The organism is Variovorax sp. P4_B11 (genome assembly GCF_056402355.1).
Window position 1 is genome coordinate 27,992 of sequence record NZ_JBFUHO010000019.1, and the last position, 17,333, is coordinate 45,324.

The window sequence follows — 17,333 nt, forward strand, 5'->3', positions numbered from 1 at the left end:
CCCCCGATGGCATTGAGCCTGTCAGATATCGAGACCCTGTTCGCGCGCCGCGGCGCCGAGCAGTACAGCGGCGAGCCGGTCTCCCAGCTCGAGCACGCGCTGCAGACCGCCCAGCGCGCCGAACTCGACGGCGCCGACGACGAACTGGTCACGGCGGCGCTGCTGCACGACCTCGGCCACCTGCTCAACGAGCAGGGCGAGTCGCCGAGCCTGCGCGGCATCGACGACCTGCACCAGTTCTACGCCCTGTCCTTCCTGCGCGGCGTGTTCGGCGACAAGGTGCTGACGTCGATCAAGTGGCACGTGGACGCCAAACGCCACCTCTGCGCCACGCGCGCCGACTACGGGGCCGGCCTCTCGGCCGATTCCAAACGCAGCCTCGAATTGCAGGGCGGCATCTTCTCGGCCGGGGAAGCCGAGCGCTTCATCGCCCAGCCCCATGCCGGCGAAGCGGTCCGGCTGCGCCTGTGGGACGACCTCGCCAAGGAAGCCGAACGCCCGACGCCGCCGCTCGCGCACTTCCTGGCGCGCGCCCAGCGCTGCATGCTGAAGTGACGCTCAGCGCGACGATCGTCGGTGCGGTCCTGATCGGCGCACTGCTCCACGCGGGCTGGAACGCGCTCATCAAGTCGGGCGGCGACAAGGCGCTCGACACCGCGCTGATCCACAGCCTGGGCATCTTCATTTCAGTGCCGCTGCTGCTCTACACCGGTCTGCCGGCGGGCGAGGCCTGGCCCTACATGGCGGCGTCGCTGGTGATCCACCTCGGCTACTACATCGCGCTCGCGGGCGCCTACAAGCATGGCGACCTCGGGCTCACCTACCCGGTGATGCGCGGTTGCGCGCCGCTGCTGGTGGCGATGGGCAGCCTGCCCTTCATCGGCGAAGGCATCTCGGCGGCGGCCTGGGCCGGCGTCGCCGTCATCTGCATCGGCGTGGTGACGCTCGGCCTGTCGCGCTCGGCGCTGCGCGACAGCGACGAAAGACGGCGGCGCAAGGCGCTGGGCTTCGCGCTGGCCAACGCCGCCATCATCGCGCTCTACACCGTGGTCGACGGCATCGGCGTGCGGGCCTCGGGCGATGCACTCGCCTACGTGGCCGGTCTGTTCGTCTTCGACGGCCTGCCTTATCTGCTGCTGGTGCTTTGGCGGCGCCCCGGCCAGCGGCGCGCAGCCCTGGCGTACATGGCAGGGCGCTGGAAGATCGCGCTGGCCGGCACCGCCGCGTCGCTGGGCAGCTACGGCATCGCGCTGTGGGCGATGACCCACGCGCCGGTCGCCGTCGTCGCGGCGCTGCGCGAGACCTCGGTGCTGTTCGCCGCGGTCATCGGCACCCTCTTCCTGCGCGAGCCCTTCGGCTGGCAGCGTGCCATCGGCACGCTTGTCATCGTCGCGGGCGTGATGGCCTTGCGGCTGGCTTGACGGTCGCTCGCTTGACGGCAGTCGTCTTGGCCGCCGCAGGGACGACAGCGGCGGGCTTGACCGCCGCAGGCTCGATCACCGCCGCCTGGTGCGGCTCGGCCCGCACGCAGTCGGCGTAGTAGCGCTTCTTGCCGGTCTCGTCGATGCGGCCCACCAGTCCATGGATGTCGGTCTCGAAGCCCGGGCACTCGGTGTTGAACTCGCGTGCGAACTTGAGGTAGTCGACGATCTTCTTGTTGAAGACCTCGCCAGGAATCAAGAGCGGAATGCCCGGCGGGTACGGCGTGATCAGGCTGGTCGTGATGCGGCCTTCGAGGTGGTCGATCTCGACCCGCTCGGTCTTGCGATGCGCGATGTGGGCGAAGGCGTCGCTCGGCTTCATGGCCGGGGTCAGGTCGCTCAGGTACATCTCGGTGGTCAGGCGCGCGACGTCGAAGCGCGCATAAAGCTCGTGGATGTGATGGCACAGGTCGCGCAGGCCGAGGCGCTCGTACTTCGGATGCGCCTGGCAGAACTCCGGCATGATCCGCCACATCGGCTGGTTGCGCGCGTAGTCGTCCTTGAACTGCTGCAGCGCTGTCAACAGCGTGTTCCAGCGGCCCTTGGTGATGCCGATCGTGAACATGATGAAGAAGCTGTAGAGCCCGGTCTTCTCCACGATCACGCCATGCTCGGCCAGGAACTTGGTGACGATGCTGGCCGGGATGCCGGTCTGGGCGAACTTGCCGTTCAGGTCCAGGCCCGGTGTCACGATGGTCGACTTGATCGGGTCGAGCATGTTGAAGCCGTCGGCCAGCTTGCCGAAGCCATGCCACTTGGCGGTGCGCGACTCGCCCTTGATGATCCAGTCGTCGGCGCGGCCGATGCCCTCGTCGACGAGCTTCTCGGGGCCCCAGACCTTGAACCACCACTCGTCCTTGCCGAACTCGGCCTCGACCTTGCGCATCGCGCGGCGGAAGTCGAGCGCCTCGAGGATGCTCTCCTCCACCAGCGCGGTGCCGCCGGGCGGCTCCATCATCGCCGCGGCGACGTCGCAGCTGGCGATGATCGCGTACTGCGGGCTGGTCGACGAATGCATCAGGTAGGCCTCGTTGAACAGGTCGCGGTCGAGCGCCCGGTTCTGCGAGTCCTGCACCAGCACGTGGCTGGCCTGGCTGATGCCGGCCAGCAGCTTGTGGGTCGACTGGGTGGCGAACACCAGCGAGTCCTTCGGCCGCACCCGGCGCTTGCCCATCGCATGGTAGGCGCCGTAGAACGGATGGAAGGCCGCGTGCGGCAGCCAGGCCTCGTCGAAGTGCAGCGTGTCGACGTAGCCGTCGAGCATGTTCTTGATGGTCTCGGTGTTGTAGATCACGCCGTCGTAGGTCGACTGCGTGAGCGTCATCACGCGCGGCTTGACCTTGTTGGCATCGACGTGCGAGAGCAGCGGATTGGCCGCGATCTTGGCCTTGATCGCCGCCGGCTCGAACTCGCTCTTGGGAATCGGGCCGATGATGCCGAAGTGGTTGCGTGTCGGCTTCATGAAGACCGGTATCGCGCCGGTCATGATGATCGCGTGCAGGATCGACTTGTGGCAGTTGCGGTCGACCACCACCACGTCGTCCGGCGCCACCGTGTGGTGCCACACCATCTTGTTGCTGGTGCTGGTCCCGTTGGTGACGAAGAAGCAGTGGTCGGCATTGAAGATGCGCGCCGCGTTGCGCTCGCTGGCCGCCACCGGGCCGGTGTGGTCGAGCAGCTGCCCGAGTTCCTCGACCGCGTTGCAGACGTCGGCACGCAGCATGTTCTCGCCGAAGAACTGGTGGAACATCTGGCCCACCGGGCTCTTGAGGAAGGCGACGCCGCCCGAGTGCCCCGGGCAGTGCCACGAGTAGGAGCCGTCTTCGGCGTAGTCGATCAGCGCCTTGAAGAACGGCGGCTGCACGCCTTCCAGATAGCTCTTCGCTTCCCGGATGATGTGGCGCGCCACGAACTCCGGCGTGTCCTCGAACATGTGGATGAACCCGTGCAGCTCGCGCAGGATGTCGTTCGGGATGTGGCGCGAGGTTTTCGTCTCGCCATAGATGTAGATCGGCACGTCGGCGTTCTTGCGCCGCACTTCGCCGATGAAGGTGCGCAGGCTCAGCACCGCCGGGTCGAGGTCCGGACCGACCGAGAACTCTTCATCGTCGATCGACAGGATGAAGGCGCTGGCGCGGCTTTGCTGCTGCGCGAACTGGCTCAGGTCGCCATAGCTGGTGACGCCCAGCACCTCGAAGCCCTCGCTTTCGAAGGCCTGCGCCAGGGCGCGGATACCCAGGCCCGACGTGTTCTCGGAGCGGAAGTCCTCGTCGATGATGACGATGGGAAAGCGGAATTTCATGAGCAGGGCTCCGGACAGGCGAATAGGCGCGAAGTGTACGGAATTCAGATGAAGAATCGGGCCCGCCCGGTCAACGAAGTTTCAGGCGGCCTTTTGGACGAAGCGCCGGCGCCTCCGCCGGCGTCGCCCACGGGCTGCGAATACCACGCCGTCGCACTGCTACAATCATGGGCTCGGAGCGGTGGATGAGCGGTTTAAGTCGCACGCCTGGAAAGCGTGTGAGGGTTAATAGCCCTCCGCGGGTTCGAATCCCGCCTGCTCCGCCAGAAAACACGTCTCCAGCAGCTTCCAACTGCCAACGGATCCGTCCTGAAAGCCCCGCATGCCGGGGCTTTTTTGTGCGCCGCCGACGACAAAGCCGCCAACTGAGGCACGGCGCCGCCGGCAAGCGGCGCATCCGTGCGCTTTCTCCTACGCGAGCGCAAGCCGTCCGGCCTTGGCCGGCGATGGGCGGCGGGCTAGGCTTTGTGTCTTGCACTGGCAGGAACCGGCATGGCTCTCCTCACGTTCCTTGTCGAAGACAACAGGACCATACGCGACAACCTGATCCCCGCGCTCGAGGACCTGGTGGGTGCCCGCGTGCTCGGCATCGCCGAGACCGAGACCGACGCATCCGAGTGGCTCGCCGCCCATGGCGGCGAATGGCAACTGCTGATCGTGGACCTGTTCCTCAAGAAGGGCTCCGGACTGGGCGTGCTGCGGGCCTGCCTCCGGCGTCACGAACGCCAGCGCGCAGTGGTGCTGAGCAACTTCGTCAGTCCCGACATCCGTGCACGCTGCATGGCGCTCGGCGCCGACGCCGTGTTCGACAAGTCCAGGGACCTCGAGGCTTTCTTCGACTATTGCACCGGCCTGCAGCCGGCATAGCCGAAAAAGAAAAAGGGGCCCGAAGGCCCCTTTTCCTGCTTGCTACGCAGCGCTCAACGCACCACGGCGATTTGCGTGCGTGCACCGTTCTTGTAGGTGTACAGCGTCAGCGCACCGTTCTTGATGTCGCCCTTCTCGTCGAAGGCGATCGGGCCGGTCAGGCCCTTGTACTCGACCTTGCCGACTTCAGGCAGGTACTTCTCCGGATCGGCCGAACCGGCCTTCTGCATCGCAGCGGCCAGCACCTGCACGGCGTCGTAGACGTACGGTGCATAGATCTGGACTTCGACGCCGTTCTTTTCCTTGAACTTGGTCTTCCAGGCTTCCAGCGGCGCCTTGAAGTCGCCATCCACGCCACCGGCTTCGGCGCAGACGACCATCTCCTCGCCGATCGCGTCGCCGGCCAGCTTGGCCAGTTCGCCGGTGCACAGGCCGTCGCCGCCCATGAACTTGACGTTCATGCCGAGCTGCTTGACCTGCTTGAGCATCGGGCCGCCGACGGCGTCCATGCCGCCGAAGAACAGGATGTCGGGCTGGGCGCCCTTGAGCTTGGTCAGGATGGCATTGAAGTCGGTCGACTTGTCGGTCGTGAATTCGTGGCCGACGATGGTGCCGCCGGCAGCCTTGGCGGCCTTCTCGAATTCTTCGGCGACGCCCTGGCCGTAGGCGGTGCGGTCGTCGATCACGGCGATGTTCTTGCCCTTGAGCGTTTCGACCGCGTACTTGCCGAGCGTGCCGCCGAGTTGCGTGTCGTCAGCCACCACGCGGAACGTGGTCTTGAAGCCCTGGCGGGTGAACTTGGGGTTGGTCGCCGAGGGCGAGATCTGAGGAATGCCCGCGTCGCTGTACAGCTTGGAAGCAGGAATCGAGGTGCCCGAGTTCAGGTGGCCGACCACGCCGTTGACCTTGCTGTCGACCAGCTTCTGGGCCACCGCGGTGCCCTGCTTCGGGTCACCCGCGTCGTCTTCGGCCAGCAGTTCGAACTTGACAACCTTGTCGCCGATCTTCATGCCCTTGGCATTGAGGTCCTCGACCGCCATGCGAGCGCCGAATTCGTTGTCCTTGCCGAGGTGGGCGATGGCACCGCTGGTGGGTGCCACGTGGCCGATCTTGACCACCAGGGCATCGGCCGGGGGCGCGGCGGGAGCAGGAGCGGCTGCGGTCGGTGCGGGTGCCGCAGGCGCCGCGGCTTCTTCCTTCTTGCCACAGGCCACGAGCGCAAGAGCGGCCAGGGCGACAGCAGTCCATTTCAATTGCATGAGAACCTCCAGAACATGGATGAGTAGAGTTGAAAACCGGTCTTTGGATCCGGGCAAATACCTTCAGCAAGTATCGCGCCGCGGATGCGCAGCGCCCTCGCGCTTTTCGACCCGGGCGCAGTTTAGCCCAAGGTTTCGCGCCCGAATGCTGGCGTAGACCCGGGGTTGTCCGAAAGCTCGCGGGCCAGTGCTTCGCTCACCAACGCCCGCAGGACCGCCTCGATTTCATTGCGCAGACTGGGGATCATGGTGTCGAGGTGCTGCTGAACGGCAGCTGACACGGCATCGCTCACGCGCTCCTCGAGCGAGAGGTCGACGCGCTGCAGCACGCGGTGCAGCAACTGCTCTTCGAGGCGAAAGGCCTCGGCCTCGGACAGCTTGGCCTCGGGGCTCAACGCGACGGCCCGCGAAGGCTCGATCGCGGTCGGCGCCGCCGGCTCCGGCTCCGGCGGCGCGGGGGCTGTCGCGCCCTGCTGCGCGGGCTCGAGCACCGTCGTCAAGGTGGGTACGAAGCGCGGCGGCGTACGAGGCGCCCCGGTCATCCGTTGGCCCCCCCGGCGTAGGCATGGGTGCGGATGACGTAGCCGCGGTCCTTGTAGTGCCGCCAACGGACACGGCCGGCCTGGCGGTCGGCGTCGTCGCTGCCGACGATGTCGATCAGCCGCTCGAAACGCTCGAACCTCGCGGGCAGTTCGGCACCGAGGTTGACCAGGATCGGCCGGTCAGGCAAGGCGGCCTCGGTGCTGTCCGCCAGCACCACGGGCGAGCGCTGGACGATGTAGGGCGGGTCGTCGCTGCGGCAATGGGCGACGAAATCGCTCGGCGCGAGCTTCCACAGGGCCAGGTCGATCGCGTCCAGCAATGCGGCGTCCGCCACCACCACCAGCCGCGCGCCATGCGCACCCACCGCCTTGCGCAGCAGGCGGCAGGCATAGCCCAACTTGTCGGGCATGTTGTAGTGGCCGTCGATCTCGGTCACTTGCGGGGCCGCGCCTTGGGGGTCTTCGCCGTCGTGCGCGGCGAGGTCTTGGCGCCCTGCGCCAGGAGATAGTTCAGCAGCAGGCCCACAGGCCGGCCGGTCGAGCCCTTGGCCGCCCCGCTCTTCCACGCCGTGCCGGCGATGTCCAGATGCGCCCAGGGATAGTCGCTGGCGAAGCGCTGCAGGAACTTGGCCGCCGTGACGGCGCCGCCGGCGCGGCCGGCCACGTTGGCGACGTCGGCGAAGTTGGTCTTGAGGCCCTCGGCGTAGTCGTCGTCGAGCGGCAGCCGCCAGCAGCGGTCCTGTGCTTCCTCGCCGGCGGCCTGGAGTGCGCCGGCCAGCGCATCGTCACTGGAGAAGAGCCCGCTGCGCACGCCGCCCAGGGCCACCACGCAAGCCCCCGTGAGGGTGGCGATGTCGATCACCGAGGCCGGCGCGAAGCGCTTGGCGTAGGTCAGCGCGTCGCACAGGATCAGGCGTCCCTCGGCGTCGGTGTTGAGCACTTCGATGGTCTGGCCGCTCATGCTGGTGACGACGTCGCCTGGCTTCAGCGCCCGGCCGTCGTTCATGTTCTCGCACGAGGGGACCAGCCCGATCACGTTGATCGCCGGCTGGATGTCGCCGAGCGCGCGGAACACGCCCAGCACGCTGGCCGCACCGCACATGTCGAACTTCATCTCGTCCATCTCCGCCGCCGGCTTGAGCGAGACGCCGCCAGTGTCGAAGGTGATGCCCTTGCCGACCAGCACCACCGGCGCCTGATCCTTGGGCGCGCCGTGGTAGCGCAGGACGATGAAGCGCAGCGGTTCGGCCGCGCCTTGCGAGACGGCCGCGAAGGCGCCCATGCCGAGCTTGGCCACTTCCTTGGGCCCCAGCACCTCGCATTTCACGTTCGGCAGCTCCGCGAGCTTCTTCGCGGCATCGGCCAGCATCGTGGGCGTGCAGTGGTTGCCCGGCCGGTTGCCCCATTCCTTGGCCAGTTCGATGCCGGCGACGGTCGCGGTGGCCTGGTCGAAGGCCTCGCGCAAGGCCGCGGCATCCGGCACGCCCACGCTCAGCTGGCGGATGGTGCGGGGCTCGGCCTTGGATTTGGTCTCGGTGTAGACATAGCTGGCGTCGGCAGCCGCCAGCACCGCGCTGGCCAGTGCCGCCGCATCGGTGGCGCCCGCGAAGACCATGGCGACCCGCTTCGGAGCGGAGCCCTTGGCCGCGTTCACGGCCGCCTGCACCGCCGTGCGGACTGCGGCCGCGCCGCCGTCCCCTGCGGCGACCAGCAGCACGCGCGCCGTCGCCACGCCGGCCGGGCGGTACAACGCCAGCAACTTGCCGGCCTTGTCGGGCAAGTCGCCCGCCTTGCGGGCCTCGGCCGCCAGGGCGGAGAGCGCATCTTTCGAGGTGGTGGTACCGGCGGCGACCAGCACGATGAGGACATCGGCTTTCTCGGTGGCGGCCTGGGCGATGGAGAGGGTCTTGAGTTGAAAGTCCATAATCCTTTTTTTCCCTCGACGATGTTATTCCATTCCTCTCTACGCAAGGAGCTGTCACGCAGCTTCGGCGCCACGCTGGTGGTGCTGGTCACCATCGTGATGACGATGATGCTGATCCGCACGCTCGGATTGGCCGCCAGGGGCAGCGTGAATCCCTCCGAGGTCTTCCTCGTAATGACCTACACCGTGCTCGGCTACATGCCGACCATCCTGAGCCTCTGCCTGTTCATCGCGATCGTCGGCACCTTGTCGCGGATGTACCGCGACAGCGAGATGGTGATCTGGTTCTCGAGCGGACGCGGCCTGGCCGACTTCCTCCGGCCGCTGTTCCGATTCGCCTGGCCGATCCTGTTGCTGATCGGCGTGTTCTCGCTGGTCGGCTGGCCCTGGGCCAATTCGCAGACCCAGAACATGCGCGAGCGCTACGAACGCCGCAGCGACATCGAGCGCGTCGCGCCCGGTGAATTCCGCGAATCGGCCGGCCGGCTGCGGGTGTTCTTCATCGACAAGGATGCACCCGACAGCGCCACCGCGAGCAACGTGTTCATCTCCTCGGTCGAGCGCAACCTGCGCATCGTGACCTCGGCCCGCAGCGGCCGGATGGAAGACCTGAACGGCGTCCGCTACCTGATGCTGAGCAATGGCCAGCGCATCGAGGAGCCGCTGCAGCCGACCGGCATCAAGGTCAGCGAGTTCGAGACCTATGGCGCCCGCATCGGCGGCCGTCCGTCCGACCCCCTGGACGCGACGCCGGTGCGGGCCCGGCCCACGCTGACCCTGCTGCGCGACCCGATCGCCGTCAACCGCGCCGAGCTCGCCTGGCGCCTCGGCCTGTTGCTGGCAGGGGCCAACTTCGTGCTGCTGGCGCTGACGCTGTCGAGCGTGAATCCACGCGTCGGGCGCAGCGGCAACCTGGTGTTCGCGCTGTTCGCCTTCATCCTCTACTTCAACCTGCTCAACCTGGGCCAAAGCTGGATCAGCGCCGGCCGCTACTCCATGGGCGGCTTCATGGTCACGCTGCACGGCGGCGTGCTGCTGCTCGGCCTGCTCTGGCTCGCGAAGCGGCATTTCAACTGGGGCTTCCGGGCGCATTTCGCCCGTGCACGGCCCGAAAGCACCTCCGTCTCGTGAATACCATCCGCCGCCTGATCTACGCGGAGGTGGTGAAGGCCGTGGCCTTCGTCACCCTGGGCTTCCTGAGCCTGTTCTTCTTCTTCGACTTCGTCGACGAACTGCAGGCGATCGCCAACCCCGGCTCGCTCGGCTACGGCGCGCCCCAGGCGCTGCTGTACGTGGCGCTGCTGATTCCCAGCCACCTCTACGAGCTGCTGCCGATCACGGTGCTGATCGGCACCATCTTCGTGATGGCGCGGCTGGCGCAGAGTTCCGAATTCACGATCCTGCGAACCAGCGGCCTCGGCCCATGGCGCGCCCTGCGCACCCTGCTGCTGCTCGGGGTCGGCTTCGTGGTGCTTACCTTCGCGATCGGCGACTACCTCGCGCCCGCCTCGGACCGCACGGCCCAGTTGCTCAAGGCCCGCTACCAGGGGTCCCTGTCGCTGATCGGCAATACCGGTGCCTGGCTCAAGGAGCGCCAGGGCGAATCGTCCTTCGCAGTCAATGTGGCGTCGATGGGGCGCAACGGTATCCTGAAGGATCCCCGGATCCTCGAATTCGATGGCCAGGGCTTCCTGGTCGCACAGACCTCGGCGCCCGCGGCCAGCGTCGATCGCGGCCACTGGACGCTGGTCAATGCCGAGCGCCAGCAGTACGAGACCCGCGGCCCCGGCGCCCCGCGCATCGTCAACACCACCGTTCCGGTGCTCGAGTGGCCGACCTCGCTGAGCAGCGAGATGGTGTCGGTCGCGCTGCTGCGCCCGGACCGCATGCGCACCCTCGACCTGTTCGACTACATTCGCCATCTCGAGGCCAATGGACAGACCGCGCAGCGCTATGAAATCGAGTTCTGGCGCAAGGTGTTCTATCCGCTGTCCTGCCTGGTGATGATCGTCCTGGCCCTGCCCTTCGCGTACCTGCATTTCCGGCAGTCGGGCATCGCCACCTACGTCTTCGGCGGCGTCATGATCGGCATCAGCTTCTTCCTGCTGAACAACGTCTTCGGCTACCTCGGCAACCTGGGCAACTGGTGGCCGTGGATCACGGCGGCGGCGCCCGGACTGATCTACTCCGTGATGTCGCTGGGCGCCTTCAGCTGGCTGGTGCTGAGGCGGTAGCGCGGATGCAGGCCATGCAAGCACCCCTGGGGATCGTGCTGTTCGCCCACGGATCGCGTGACGAACGCTGGCGGGCGCCGGTCGAGGCGGTGGCGCGTCAGGTCGCTGCGCTGGATCCGACCGCGCGGGTGGCCTGCGCCTACCTCGAACTGGTCGCCCCCGACCTGCGCAGCGCCGCGCTGGCCTTGATCGCCGCCGGCGCCCGGACCGTGCGGATCGTGCCGCTGTTCCTGGGCATGGGCAGGCACGTGCGCGACGACCTGCCGGCGCTGGTCGACGAACTCCGCGCCCTGCGCCCGGACGTCGAGTTCTCGTTGCGCGCCGCAGTCGGCGAAGACCCCGAAGTGATCACGATGCTGGCTCGAAAGGCACTCGAAACCTGAACTTGTGGAGATTTTCATAGACTTAGAAGGCATAATGAATCCGAAAATAATACGGAATCCGTTATGAATCTCCACCAGTTCAAGTTCGTTCAGGAAGCCGTCCGGCGCAACCTGAACCTGACCGAAGCTGCCAAGGCGCTCCATACCTCGCAGCCGGGCGTCTCGAAGGCCATCATCGAACTCGAGGAAGAGCTCGGCGTCGAGATCTTCGCCCGCCACGGCAAACGCCTGAAGCGGGTCACCGAGCCCGGCCAGCACGTGCTCGCCAGCATCGAGCTCATCATGCGCGAGGTCGGCAACCTCAAGCGCATCGGCGAGCAGTTCAGCGCCCAGGACAGCGGCACGCTGTCGATCGCCACCACCCACACCCAGGCGCGCTACGTGCTGCCGGTGCCGGTGGCCAAGCTGCGCGAGGCCTATCCGAAGGTCAACGTGAGCCTGCACCAGGGCTCGCCCGACCAGGTGGCGCGGATGGTGATCGACGAGATCGCCGAGATCGGCATCGCCACTGAATCGCTGTCCGACTACACCGAGCTCGTGACGATGCCGTGCTATGAATGGCAGCACGTGCTGGTGCTGCCGCAGGGGCATCCGCTGGCGGACAAGGAGCGCATCTCGCTCGAGGACCTGGCGAACGAGCCGATCATCACCTACCACCCCTCGTTCACCGGGCGCACGCGCATCGACCATGCCTTCGCGCAGAAGAAACTGACCCCGCGCATCGCGCTCGAGGCGATCGATTCGGACGTCATCAAGACCTACGTGCGGCTCGGCCTGGGCGTCGGCATCGTGGCCGAAATGGCGGTGCGGGACGACTCCAACGCCGACCTGGTGGTGCGGCCGATGGGCCACATCTTCGGCGTCAACATCGCCCGCGTGGCCTTCAAGCGCAGCGCCTACCTGCGCAACTTCGTCTACAAATTCGCCGAGCTGCTCTCCGACCGGCTCGATCGCAACCTGATCGCCAAGGCCTTGAGCGGTCAACACCAGGACTACGAACTGTGAGCCGAGCGACCGTCCGCACCCCCGCCCTGCAAAGCAAGCTGCCCGCCGTGGGCACCACGATCTTCACCGTGATGTCGGCGCTCGCCGCCGAGAAGCATGCAGTGAATCTCGGCCAGGGCTTCCCCGACTTCAACTGCGACCCGCAGCTGCTACAGGCCGTGACCGATGCGATGGCGGCGGGCCACAACCAGTACCCGCCGATGCCCGGCATCGCGCCGCTGCGCGAGGCGATCGCCGCCAAGATCGAGACGCTGTACGGCCACCGCTACGACTTGCAGAGCGAGATCACCGTGACCGCCGGCGCCACCCAGGCCATCATCACGGCGATCCTGGCGGTGGTGCGCCCGGGCGACGAGGTGATCGTGCTCGAGCCCTGCTACGACAGCTACGTGCCGAACATCGACCTGGCCGGCGGCACCGTGGTGCGCGTGCCGCTCACGCCCGGCAGCTTCCGCCCCGACTTCACGAAGATCGCCGCCGCATTGTCGCCCCGCACCCGGGCCATCATCGTCAACACGCCGCACAACCCGAGCGCCACGGTCTGGACCGAAGCCGAGATGCGGCAGCTGGACGACCTGCTGGCGCCGACCGACGTGCTGGTGATCAGCGACGAAGTCTACGAGCACATGGTCTACGACGGCGCCCGCCACCAGAGCGCCGCCCGCTTCCCGGGTCTGGCCGCGCGCAGCTTCATCGTCAGCAGCTTTGGCAAGACCTATCACGTGACGGGCTGGAAGGTCGGCTACGTGGCAGCGCCAGCCACGCTCAGCGCCGAGTTCCGCAAGGTGCACCAGTTCAACGTCTTCACGGTCAACACCCCGATGCAGTACGCGCTGGCCCGCTACATGGCCGATCCGGCGCCCTATCTGGAACTGCCGGCCTTCTATCAGCGCAAGCGCGACCTGTTCGCCGCCGGTCTGGCAAAGACCCGCTTCAAGCTGCTGCCCAGCGCCGGCACCTACTTCCAGTGCGTCGACATCAGCGAGGTCAGCGAACTCGGCGAATCGGATTTCTGCCAATGGCTCACGCGCGAGATCGGGGTCGCCGCGATCCCGCTGTCGGCCTTCTACGGCGATGGTTTCGACCAGCGCGTGGTTCGCTTCTGCTTCGCCAAGAAGGACGAAACCCTGCAGACCGCCATTGAGCGACTGGCGAGCTTGTAAAGCTCGCCCCAGGTTGGCCGCGGCCCCCCTGAACGGGCGCGCTGCGCGCAGCCGAAAAACAAGCACAGCCCGGTTCAACTCGGCCGGGCGCAGCCAGGCCCGTTGGTGAAACACCGCGAAACCGGCTTCGCCGGGCCGCTGGTGTTGCCCCCGGTAGGGGGTGGGCGCCCGACACGACGTGCGGGCAACCTGGGGGCGAGCTTTATCAATGCCCCAATTGCGCCCACAGCTTGTCCAGGCGCTTCACGCTGACCGGCTGCGGCGTGCGCAGCTCCTGGGCGAAGAAGCTCACGCGCAGTTCCTCCAGCAGCCAGCGGAACTCGCTCATGCGCTCGTCGGCCGCGCCCTTGCGCTCTGCCAGCAGTCGCCAGTAGCGCTGCTCCTGGGGCCGCAATTCCGCCAGCCGCTGCGCATCGCGCGCGGCGTCGGCGCGCAGCTTGTCGAGCCGCAAGGTGATCGCCTTCAGGTAGCGCGCAAAGTGCTGCAGCCGAGGCCACGGCGTGTCGGCGATGAAGCGCTTGCCCATCAGCCGCTGCAATTGCTGCGCGGCATCGGCGGTGGCGTCGGGCTGCACCTTGGTGTCCTTGATCTTGCGCGCCGCCAGCCCGTACTCGACCAGGATCACGCCGGCCAGCCGGGCGATCTCGTTGGCGATCAGCGTGAGGCGGCCGCGGCCCTCGTCCAGCCGGCGCTTGAAGGCGAATTCGTCTGTCGGCAAAGGCTCCTGCAGAAAGGCCCGGTCGATCGCCACCTCGATGATCTGTGCCCGGAGTTCTTCGGCGGTGCCCAGCGGCATGTAGGTGACCGCCATCTTCTGCAGATCGGGAATGTTCTTCTCGAGGTACTTCAGCGCGTCCTTGAGCTGCAGCGCGAACAGCCGCCGCAGGCCTGCCCGGTGCTTTGCCGCGGCCACGGCGGGCTCGTCGAAGACTTCGATGGTGACCGCATCGGCGCCATCGACCAGCGCCGGAAATCCGATCAGCGATTGCGCGCCGCGCCGCACTTCCATCAACTCGGGCAGTTCGCCGAAGCTCCAGGTGGCATAGCGCTGGCCGGCCGGCAAGGCCGGTGCCGCCGGCGACTCGACGGCGGCACCGGCGCCGGCGGGTTGCTCCCGGGCACCGGCCGCCGCCGGCTCGGCGGACGCCCGCACATTGAGCCCGGCCAGCGCCTGGAACGCGCCGCGGGCCTGCGCCCCCAGTTCGGACTTCAGGGCGCCGAGGTTGCGGCCCATCCCGAGCTGCCGGCCATGTTCGTCGACCACCCGCAGGTTCATGAAGAGATGCGGCGGCAGCATGTCGAGCTTGAAGTCGGCACGCTTGACGTCGAGGCTGGTCTGGTCGCGCACCCGCTTCAGCAGCGCATCGGTCAGCGATCCGTGGCCGAAAACCTCGGGCGCACCCAGTTCCTCGGCCAGCCGCGCGGCCGACTCGGGCAGCGGCACCAGGCGGGCGCGCGGCTTCTGCGGCAAGCTCTTCAGCAGGGCCTGGATCTTGTCCTTCAGCATCCCGGTGACCAGCCATTCGCAGCGTTCGTCGCTGACCTGGTTCAGCACGAACAGCGGCACGCTGACCGTGAGCCCGTCCTTGGCGTCGCCCGGCTCGTGCAGGTAGGTCGCGGCGCAGTCGACGCCACCCAGCCGCAGGGTCGGCGGAAAGGACTGGGTCGTGATGCCGGCGGCCTGGTGCCGCATCAGCTCGTCGCGTGTCAGGTAGAGCAGCCGCGGCTGTTCGCGAGACTGGCTGCGATACCAGTTCTCGAACGTCAGGCCGCTCGACGCGTCGGGCGGCAGCTGGGCATCGTAGAAGGCGTAGATCAGCGCGTCGTCGACCAGCACGTCCTGGCGGCGCGACTTGTGCTCCAGGCCCTCGACCTCTCGCACCAGCTTGCGATTGGCCGCGAGAAAGGGCAGCTTGCTTTCCCACTGCCCGCCGACCAGCGCCTCGCGGATGAAGATCTCGCGCGCCGCGACCGGATCGACCTTGCTGAAGTCGACCCGGCGACCGCTGTAGACCACCAGGCCGTACAGCGTGGCGCGCTCCAGCGCCGCGACCTGGGCGCCCTTCTTTTCCCAATGTGGGTCGAGCAACTGCTTCTTCAGCAGATGGCCCGCCGCCTGCTCGAGCCACTGCGGCTCGATGTTGGCGATGCCGCGGCCGAACAGGCGCGTGGTCTCGACCAGTTCGGAGGCGACGATCCAGCGGCCAGGCTTCTTCTTCAGGTGGGCGCCCGGATGGCGGTAGAACTTGATGCCGCGCGCGCCCAGGTAGGCTTCGTCGTCCTCGAGCTTCCAGCCGATGTTGCCCAGCAGCCCCGAAAGCATCGACAGGTGCAGCGGTTCGTAGCCGGCCGGCTGCGTGTTGATGCGCCACTTGTGCTCGGTCACCACCGTCAGCAGCTGCGAGTGGATGTCGCGCCATTCGCGCACGCGGCGGATGTTGATGAAGTTCTGCCGCAGCAGCTGCTCGTACTGCCGGTTCGAGAGCTTGTGGGTGTCGCCATGGCCGCCGCGCGCATCCAGGATCCATTTCCACAGGCGCAGGTAGCCGCTGAACTCGCTCTTCTCGTCGTCGAACTTCGAATGCGCCTGGTCGGCCTGCTGCTGCATCTCCATCGGCCGGTCGCGCACGTCCTGCACCGACAAGGCGCTGGCGATCACCAGCACTTCCTCCAGCGCACCGCGCGAGCGGGCCTCGACGATCATCCGCGCCACCCGTGGATCGAGCGGCAGCCGGGCCAGCTCCGCGCCCATCGGCGTCAGCTCGTTGGCGTCGTCGACCGCGCCGAGTTCGTTGAGCAGCTGGTAGCCGTCGGCGATCGCGCGGCGCTGGGGAGCCTCCAGGAACGGAAAGCGCTCGACGTCGCCCAGGTGCAGCGACTTCATGCGCAGGATCACGCCGGCCAGCGAGGAGCGCAGGATTTCCGGGTCGGTGAAGCGCGGCCGGCCCTCGAAGTCCTTCTCGTCGTAGAGCCGGATGCAGATGCCGTTGGCGACCCGGCCGCAACGCCCCGCGCGCTGGTTGGCGGCCGCCTGGCTGATCGGCTCGACCAGCAGCTGCTCGACCTTGCTGCGGAACGAGTAGCGCTTGACCCGCGCCGTGCCGGTGTCGATCACGTAGCGGATGCCGGGGACGGTCAGCGAGGTCTCGGCCACGTTGGTGGCCAGCACGATGCGCCGGCCGCTGTGGCTGTCGAAGATGCGTTCCTGCTCGGCCTGCGACAGCCGGGCGAACAGCGGCAGCACTTCGGCGCTGCGCATCAGCGGCTGGTGGCTCAGGTGGCGGCGCAGGTGGTCGGCCGCCTCGCGGATCTCGCGCTCGCCGGGCAGGAAGACCAGGATGTCGCCGGCGTTGTGTGGATCGCGCCAGAGCTCGTCCACCGCATCGGCGATGGCGTCGTTGAGGTCGTGGTCGCGCGACTCCTCGAACGGGCGCCAGCGCTGCTCCACCGGAAAGGTGCGCCCCGAGACCATGATCGTCGGCGCCGGAATCATGGGCCCCCACGCTCCGCGCTGCGCGTCGTCGCTGCCCCCCGAGGGAGCCGCGCCCGCCTTGGGGCGGCCCGGCGCCGGGCGAGCGGAGGCGAAGTGCTGCGCAAATCGATCCGCGTCGATGGTCGCCGAGGTCACGATCACCTTGAGGTCCGGCCGCCGCGGCAGGATCTCGCGCAGGTAGCCCAGCAGGAAGTCGATGTTGAGGGATCGCTCGTGGGCCTCGTCGATGATGATCGTGTCGTAGGCCTTGAGCAGCGGATCGGTCTGGGTCTCCGCCAGCAGGATGCCGTCGGTCATGAGCTTGACCGAGGCGTCGCGCGACAGCCGGTCCTGGAAGCGCACCTTGTAGCCCACCACCTCGCCCAGCGGCGTCTTCAGTTCCTCGGCGATGCGCTTGGCCACCGAGGTCGCGGCGATGCGCCGCGGCTGGGTGTGGCCGATCAGCCGGCCCTTGCCCGGCGGCGCATTGAGCTTGCCGCGGCCGAGCCCGAGCACGATCTTGGGCAACTGCGTGGTCTTGCCCGAGCCGGTCTCGCCGCAGACGATGACGACCTGGTTCGCCTCGATGGCGGCACTGATTTCGTCGCGCCGGGCCGACACCGGCAGGGACTCGGGGAACTCGATTCGAAGAGGAGGCGAAGACAAGGCGGGCAGTTCGGGGAAAATCGCCGATTATCTTG

14 protein-coding genes and 1 tRNA gene are annotated in these 17,333 nt (G+C 67.4%); 9 read left to right on the forward strand and 6 right to left on the reverse strand.

Annotation, left to right across the window (positions count from 1 at the left end; translation table 11 throughout):
- Nucleotides 1–6: 6 nt before the first annotated feature.
- Together AC1DYD_RS18150 and AC1DYD_RS18155 are read left to right on the forward strand one after the other, a co-directional pair.
- Nucleotides 7–555, forward strand: a complete 549-nt coding sequence (locus AC1DYD_RS18150; protein ID WP_478174139.1) for a phosphonate degradation HD-domain oxygenase — start codon at nucleotides 7–9, stop codon at nucleotides 553–555.
- Entirely contained in the window at nucleotides 552–1,421 is an 870-nt protein-coding gene (locus tag AC1DYD_RS18155) for an EamA family transporter (RefSeq protein WP_478174140.1), read from the forward strand. Before AC1DYD_RS18150 ends, AC1DYD_RS18155 begins: the two co-directional genes overlap by 4 nt.
- Here the strand turns inward: AC1DYD_RS18155 and AC1DYD_RS18160 are convergent.
- The gene (locus tag AC1DYD_RS18160; protein ID WP_478174141.1) at nucleotides 1,384–3,783 is read right to left on the reverse strand and encodes an Orn/Lys/Arg family decarboxylase; all 2,400 of its coding nucleotides are present in this window, start codon (nucleotides 3,781–3,783) and stop codon (nucleotides 1,384–1,386) included. The genes AC1DYD_RS18155 and AC1DYD_RS18160 overlap by 38 nt on opposite strands.
- Nucleotides 3,784–3,958: 175 nt before the next feature.
- Between AC1DYD_RS18160 and AC1DYD_RS18165 the strand changes: the two genes are divergently transcribed.
- Nucleotides 3,959–4,049, forward strand: a tRNA-Ser gene (locus tag AC1DYD_RS18165).
- Between the two features lie 226 nt (nucleotides 4,050–4,275).
- Nucleotides 4,276–4,650, forward strand: a complete 375-nt coding sequence (locus tag AC1DYD_RS18170; protein WP_478174142.1) for a response regulator — start codon at nucleotides 4,276–4,278, stop codon at nucleotides 4,648–4,650.
- Nucleotides 4,651–4,703: 53 nt separating this feature from the next.
- Here the strand turns inward: AC1DYD_RS18170 and AC1DYD_RS18175 are convergent, their stop codons facing one another.
- The 4 genes from AC1DYD_RS18175 to AC1DYD_RS18190 form a co-directional block, all read right to left on the reverse strand.
- Nucleotides 4,704–5,909: a branched-chain amino acid ABC transporter substrate-binding protein gene (locus AC1DYD_RS18175; protein ID WP_478174143.1), complete on the reverse strand. Its 1,206-nt coding sequence runs from the start codon at nucleotides 5,907–5,909 to the stop codon at nucleotides 4,704–4,706.
- A 122-nt stretch (nucleotides 5,910–6,031) separates the two neighbouring features.
- The gene (locus AC1DYD_RS18180) at nucleotides 6,032–6,400 is read right to left on the reverse strand and encodes a hypothetical protein (RefSeq protein ID WP_478174219.1); all 369 of its coding nucleotides are present in this window, start codon (nucleotides 6,398–6,400) and stop codon (nucleotides 6,032–6,034) included.
- 47 nt (nucleotides 6,401–6,447) lie between these two features.
- Nucleotides 6,448–6,888, reverse strand: a complete 441-nt coding sequence (locus AC1DYD_RS18185; protein WP_478174144.1) for a DNA polymerase III subunit chi — start codon at nucleotides 6,886–6,888, stop codon at nucleotides 6,448–6,450.
- Nucleotides 6,885–8,375: a leucyl aminopeptidase gene (locus tag AC1DYD_RS18190; RefSeq protein ID WP_478174145.1), complete on the reverse strand. Its 1,491-nt coding sequence runs from the start codon at nucleotides 8,373–8,375 to the stop codon at nucleotides 6,885–6,887. Before AC1DYD_RS18190 ends, AC1DYD_RS18185 begins: the two co-directional genes overlap by 4 nt.
- A gap of 21 nt (nucleotides 8,376–8,396) precedes the next feature.
- Between AC1DYD_RS18190 and lptF the strand changes: the two genes are divergently transcribed.
- The 5 genes from lptF (at nucleotide 8,397) to AC1DYD_RS18215 (ending at nucleotide 13,160) form a co-directional block, all read left to right on the forward strand.
- The gene (gene lptF, locus AC1DYD_RS18195) at nucleotides 8,397–9,506 is read left to right on the forward strand and encodes an LPS export ABC transporter permease LptF (protein WP_478174146.1); all 1,110 of its coding nucleotides are present in this window, start codon (nucleotides 8,397–8,399) and stop codon (nucleotides 9,504–9,506) included.
- Nucleotides 9,503–10,609, forward strand: coding sequence for an LPS export ABC transporter permease LptG (gene lptG / locus AC1DYD_RS18200; protein WP_478174147.1), 1,107 nt, complete (start codon nucleotides 9,503–9,505; stop codon nucleotides 10,607–10,609). Before lptF ends, lptG begins: the two co-directional genes overlap by 4 nt.
- A gap of 14 nt (nucleotides 10,610–10,623) precedes the next feature.
- Nucleotides 10,624–10,992, forward strand: coding sequence for a sirohydrochlorin chelatase (locus tag AC1DYD_RS18205; protein ID WP_478174148.1), 369 nt, complete (start codon nucleotides 10,624–10,626; stop codon nucleotides 10,990–10,992).
- Nucleotides 10,993–11,055: 63 nt separating this feature from the next.
- Nucleotides 11,056–11,997: a CysB family HTH-type transcriptional regulator gene (locus AC1DYD_RS18210; protein WP_478174149.1), complete on the forward strand. Its 942-nt coding sequence runs from the start codon at nucleotides 11,056–11,058 to the stop codon at nucleotides 11,995–11,997.
- The gene (locus tag AC1DYD_RS18215; RefSeq protein WP_478174150.1) at nucleotides 11,994–13,160 is read left to right on the forward strand and encodes a pyridoxal phosphate-dependent aminotransferase; all 1,167 of its coding nucleotides are present in this window, start codon (nucleotides 11,994–11,996) and stop codon (nucleotides 13,158–13,160) included. The genes AC1DYD_RS18210 and AC1DYD_RS18215 overlap by 4 nt, the downstream gene beginning before the upstream one ends.
- Nucleotides 13,161–13,365: 205 nt before the next feature.
- On the opposite strand, the gene hrpA is transcribed toward AC1DYD_RS18215, so the two are convergent.
- Nucleotides 13,366–17,298: an ATP-dependent RNA helicase HrpA gene (gene hrpA, locus AC1DYD_RS18220; RefSeq protein ID WP_478174151.1), complete on the reverse strand. Its 3,933-nt coding sequence runs from the start codon at nucleotides 17,296–17,298 to the stop codon at nucleotides 13,366–13,368.
- Between the last annotated feature and the right edge of the window lie 35 nt (nucleotides 17,299–17,333).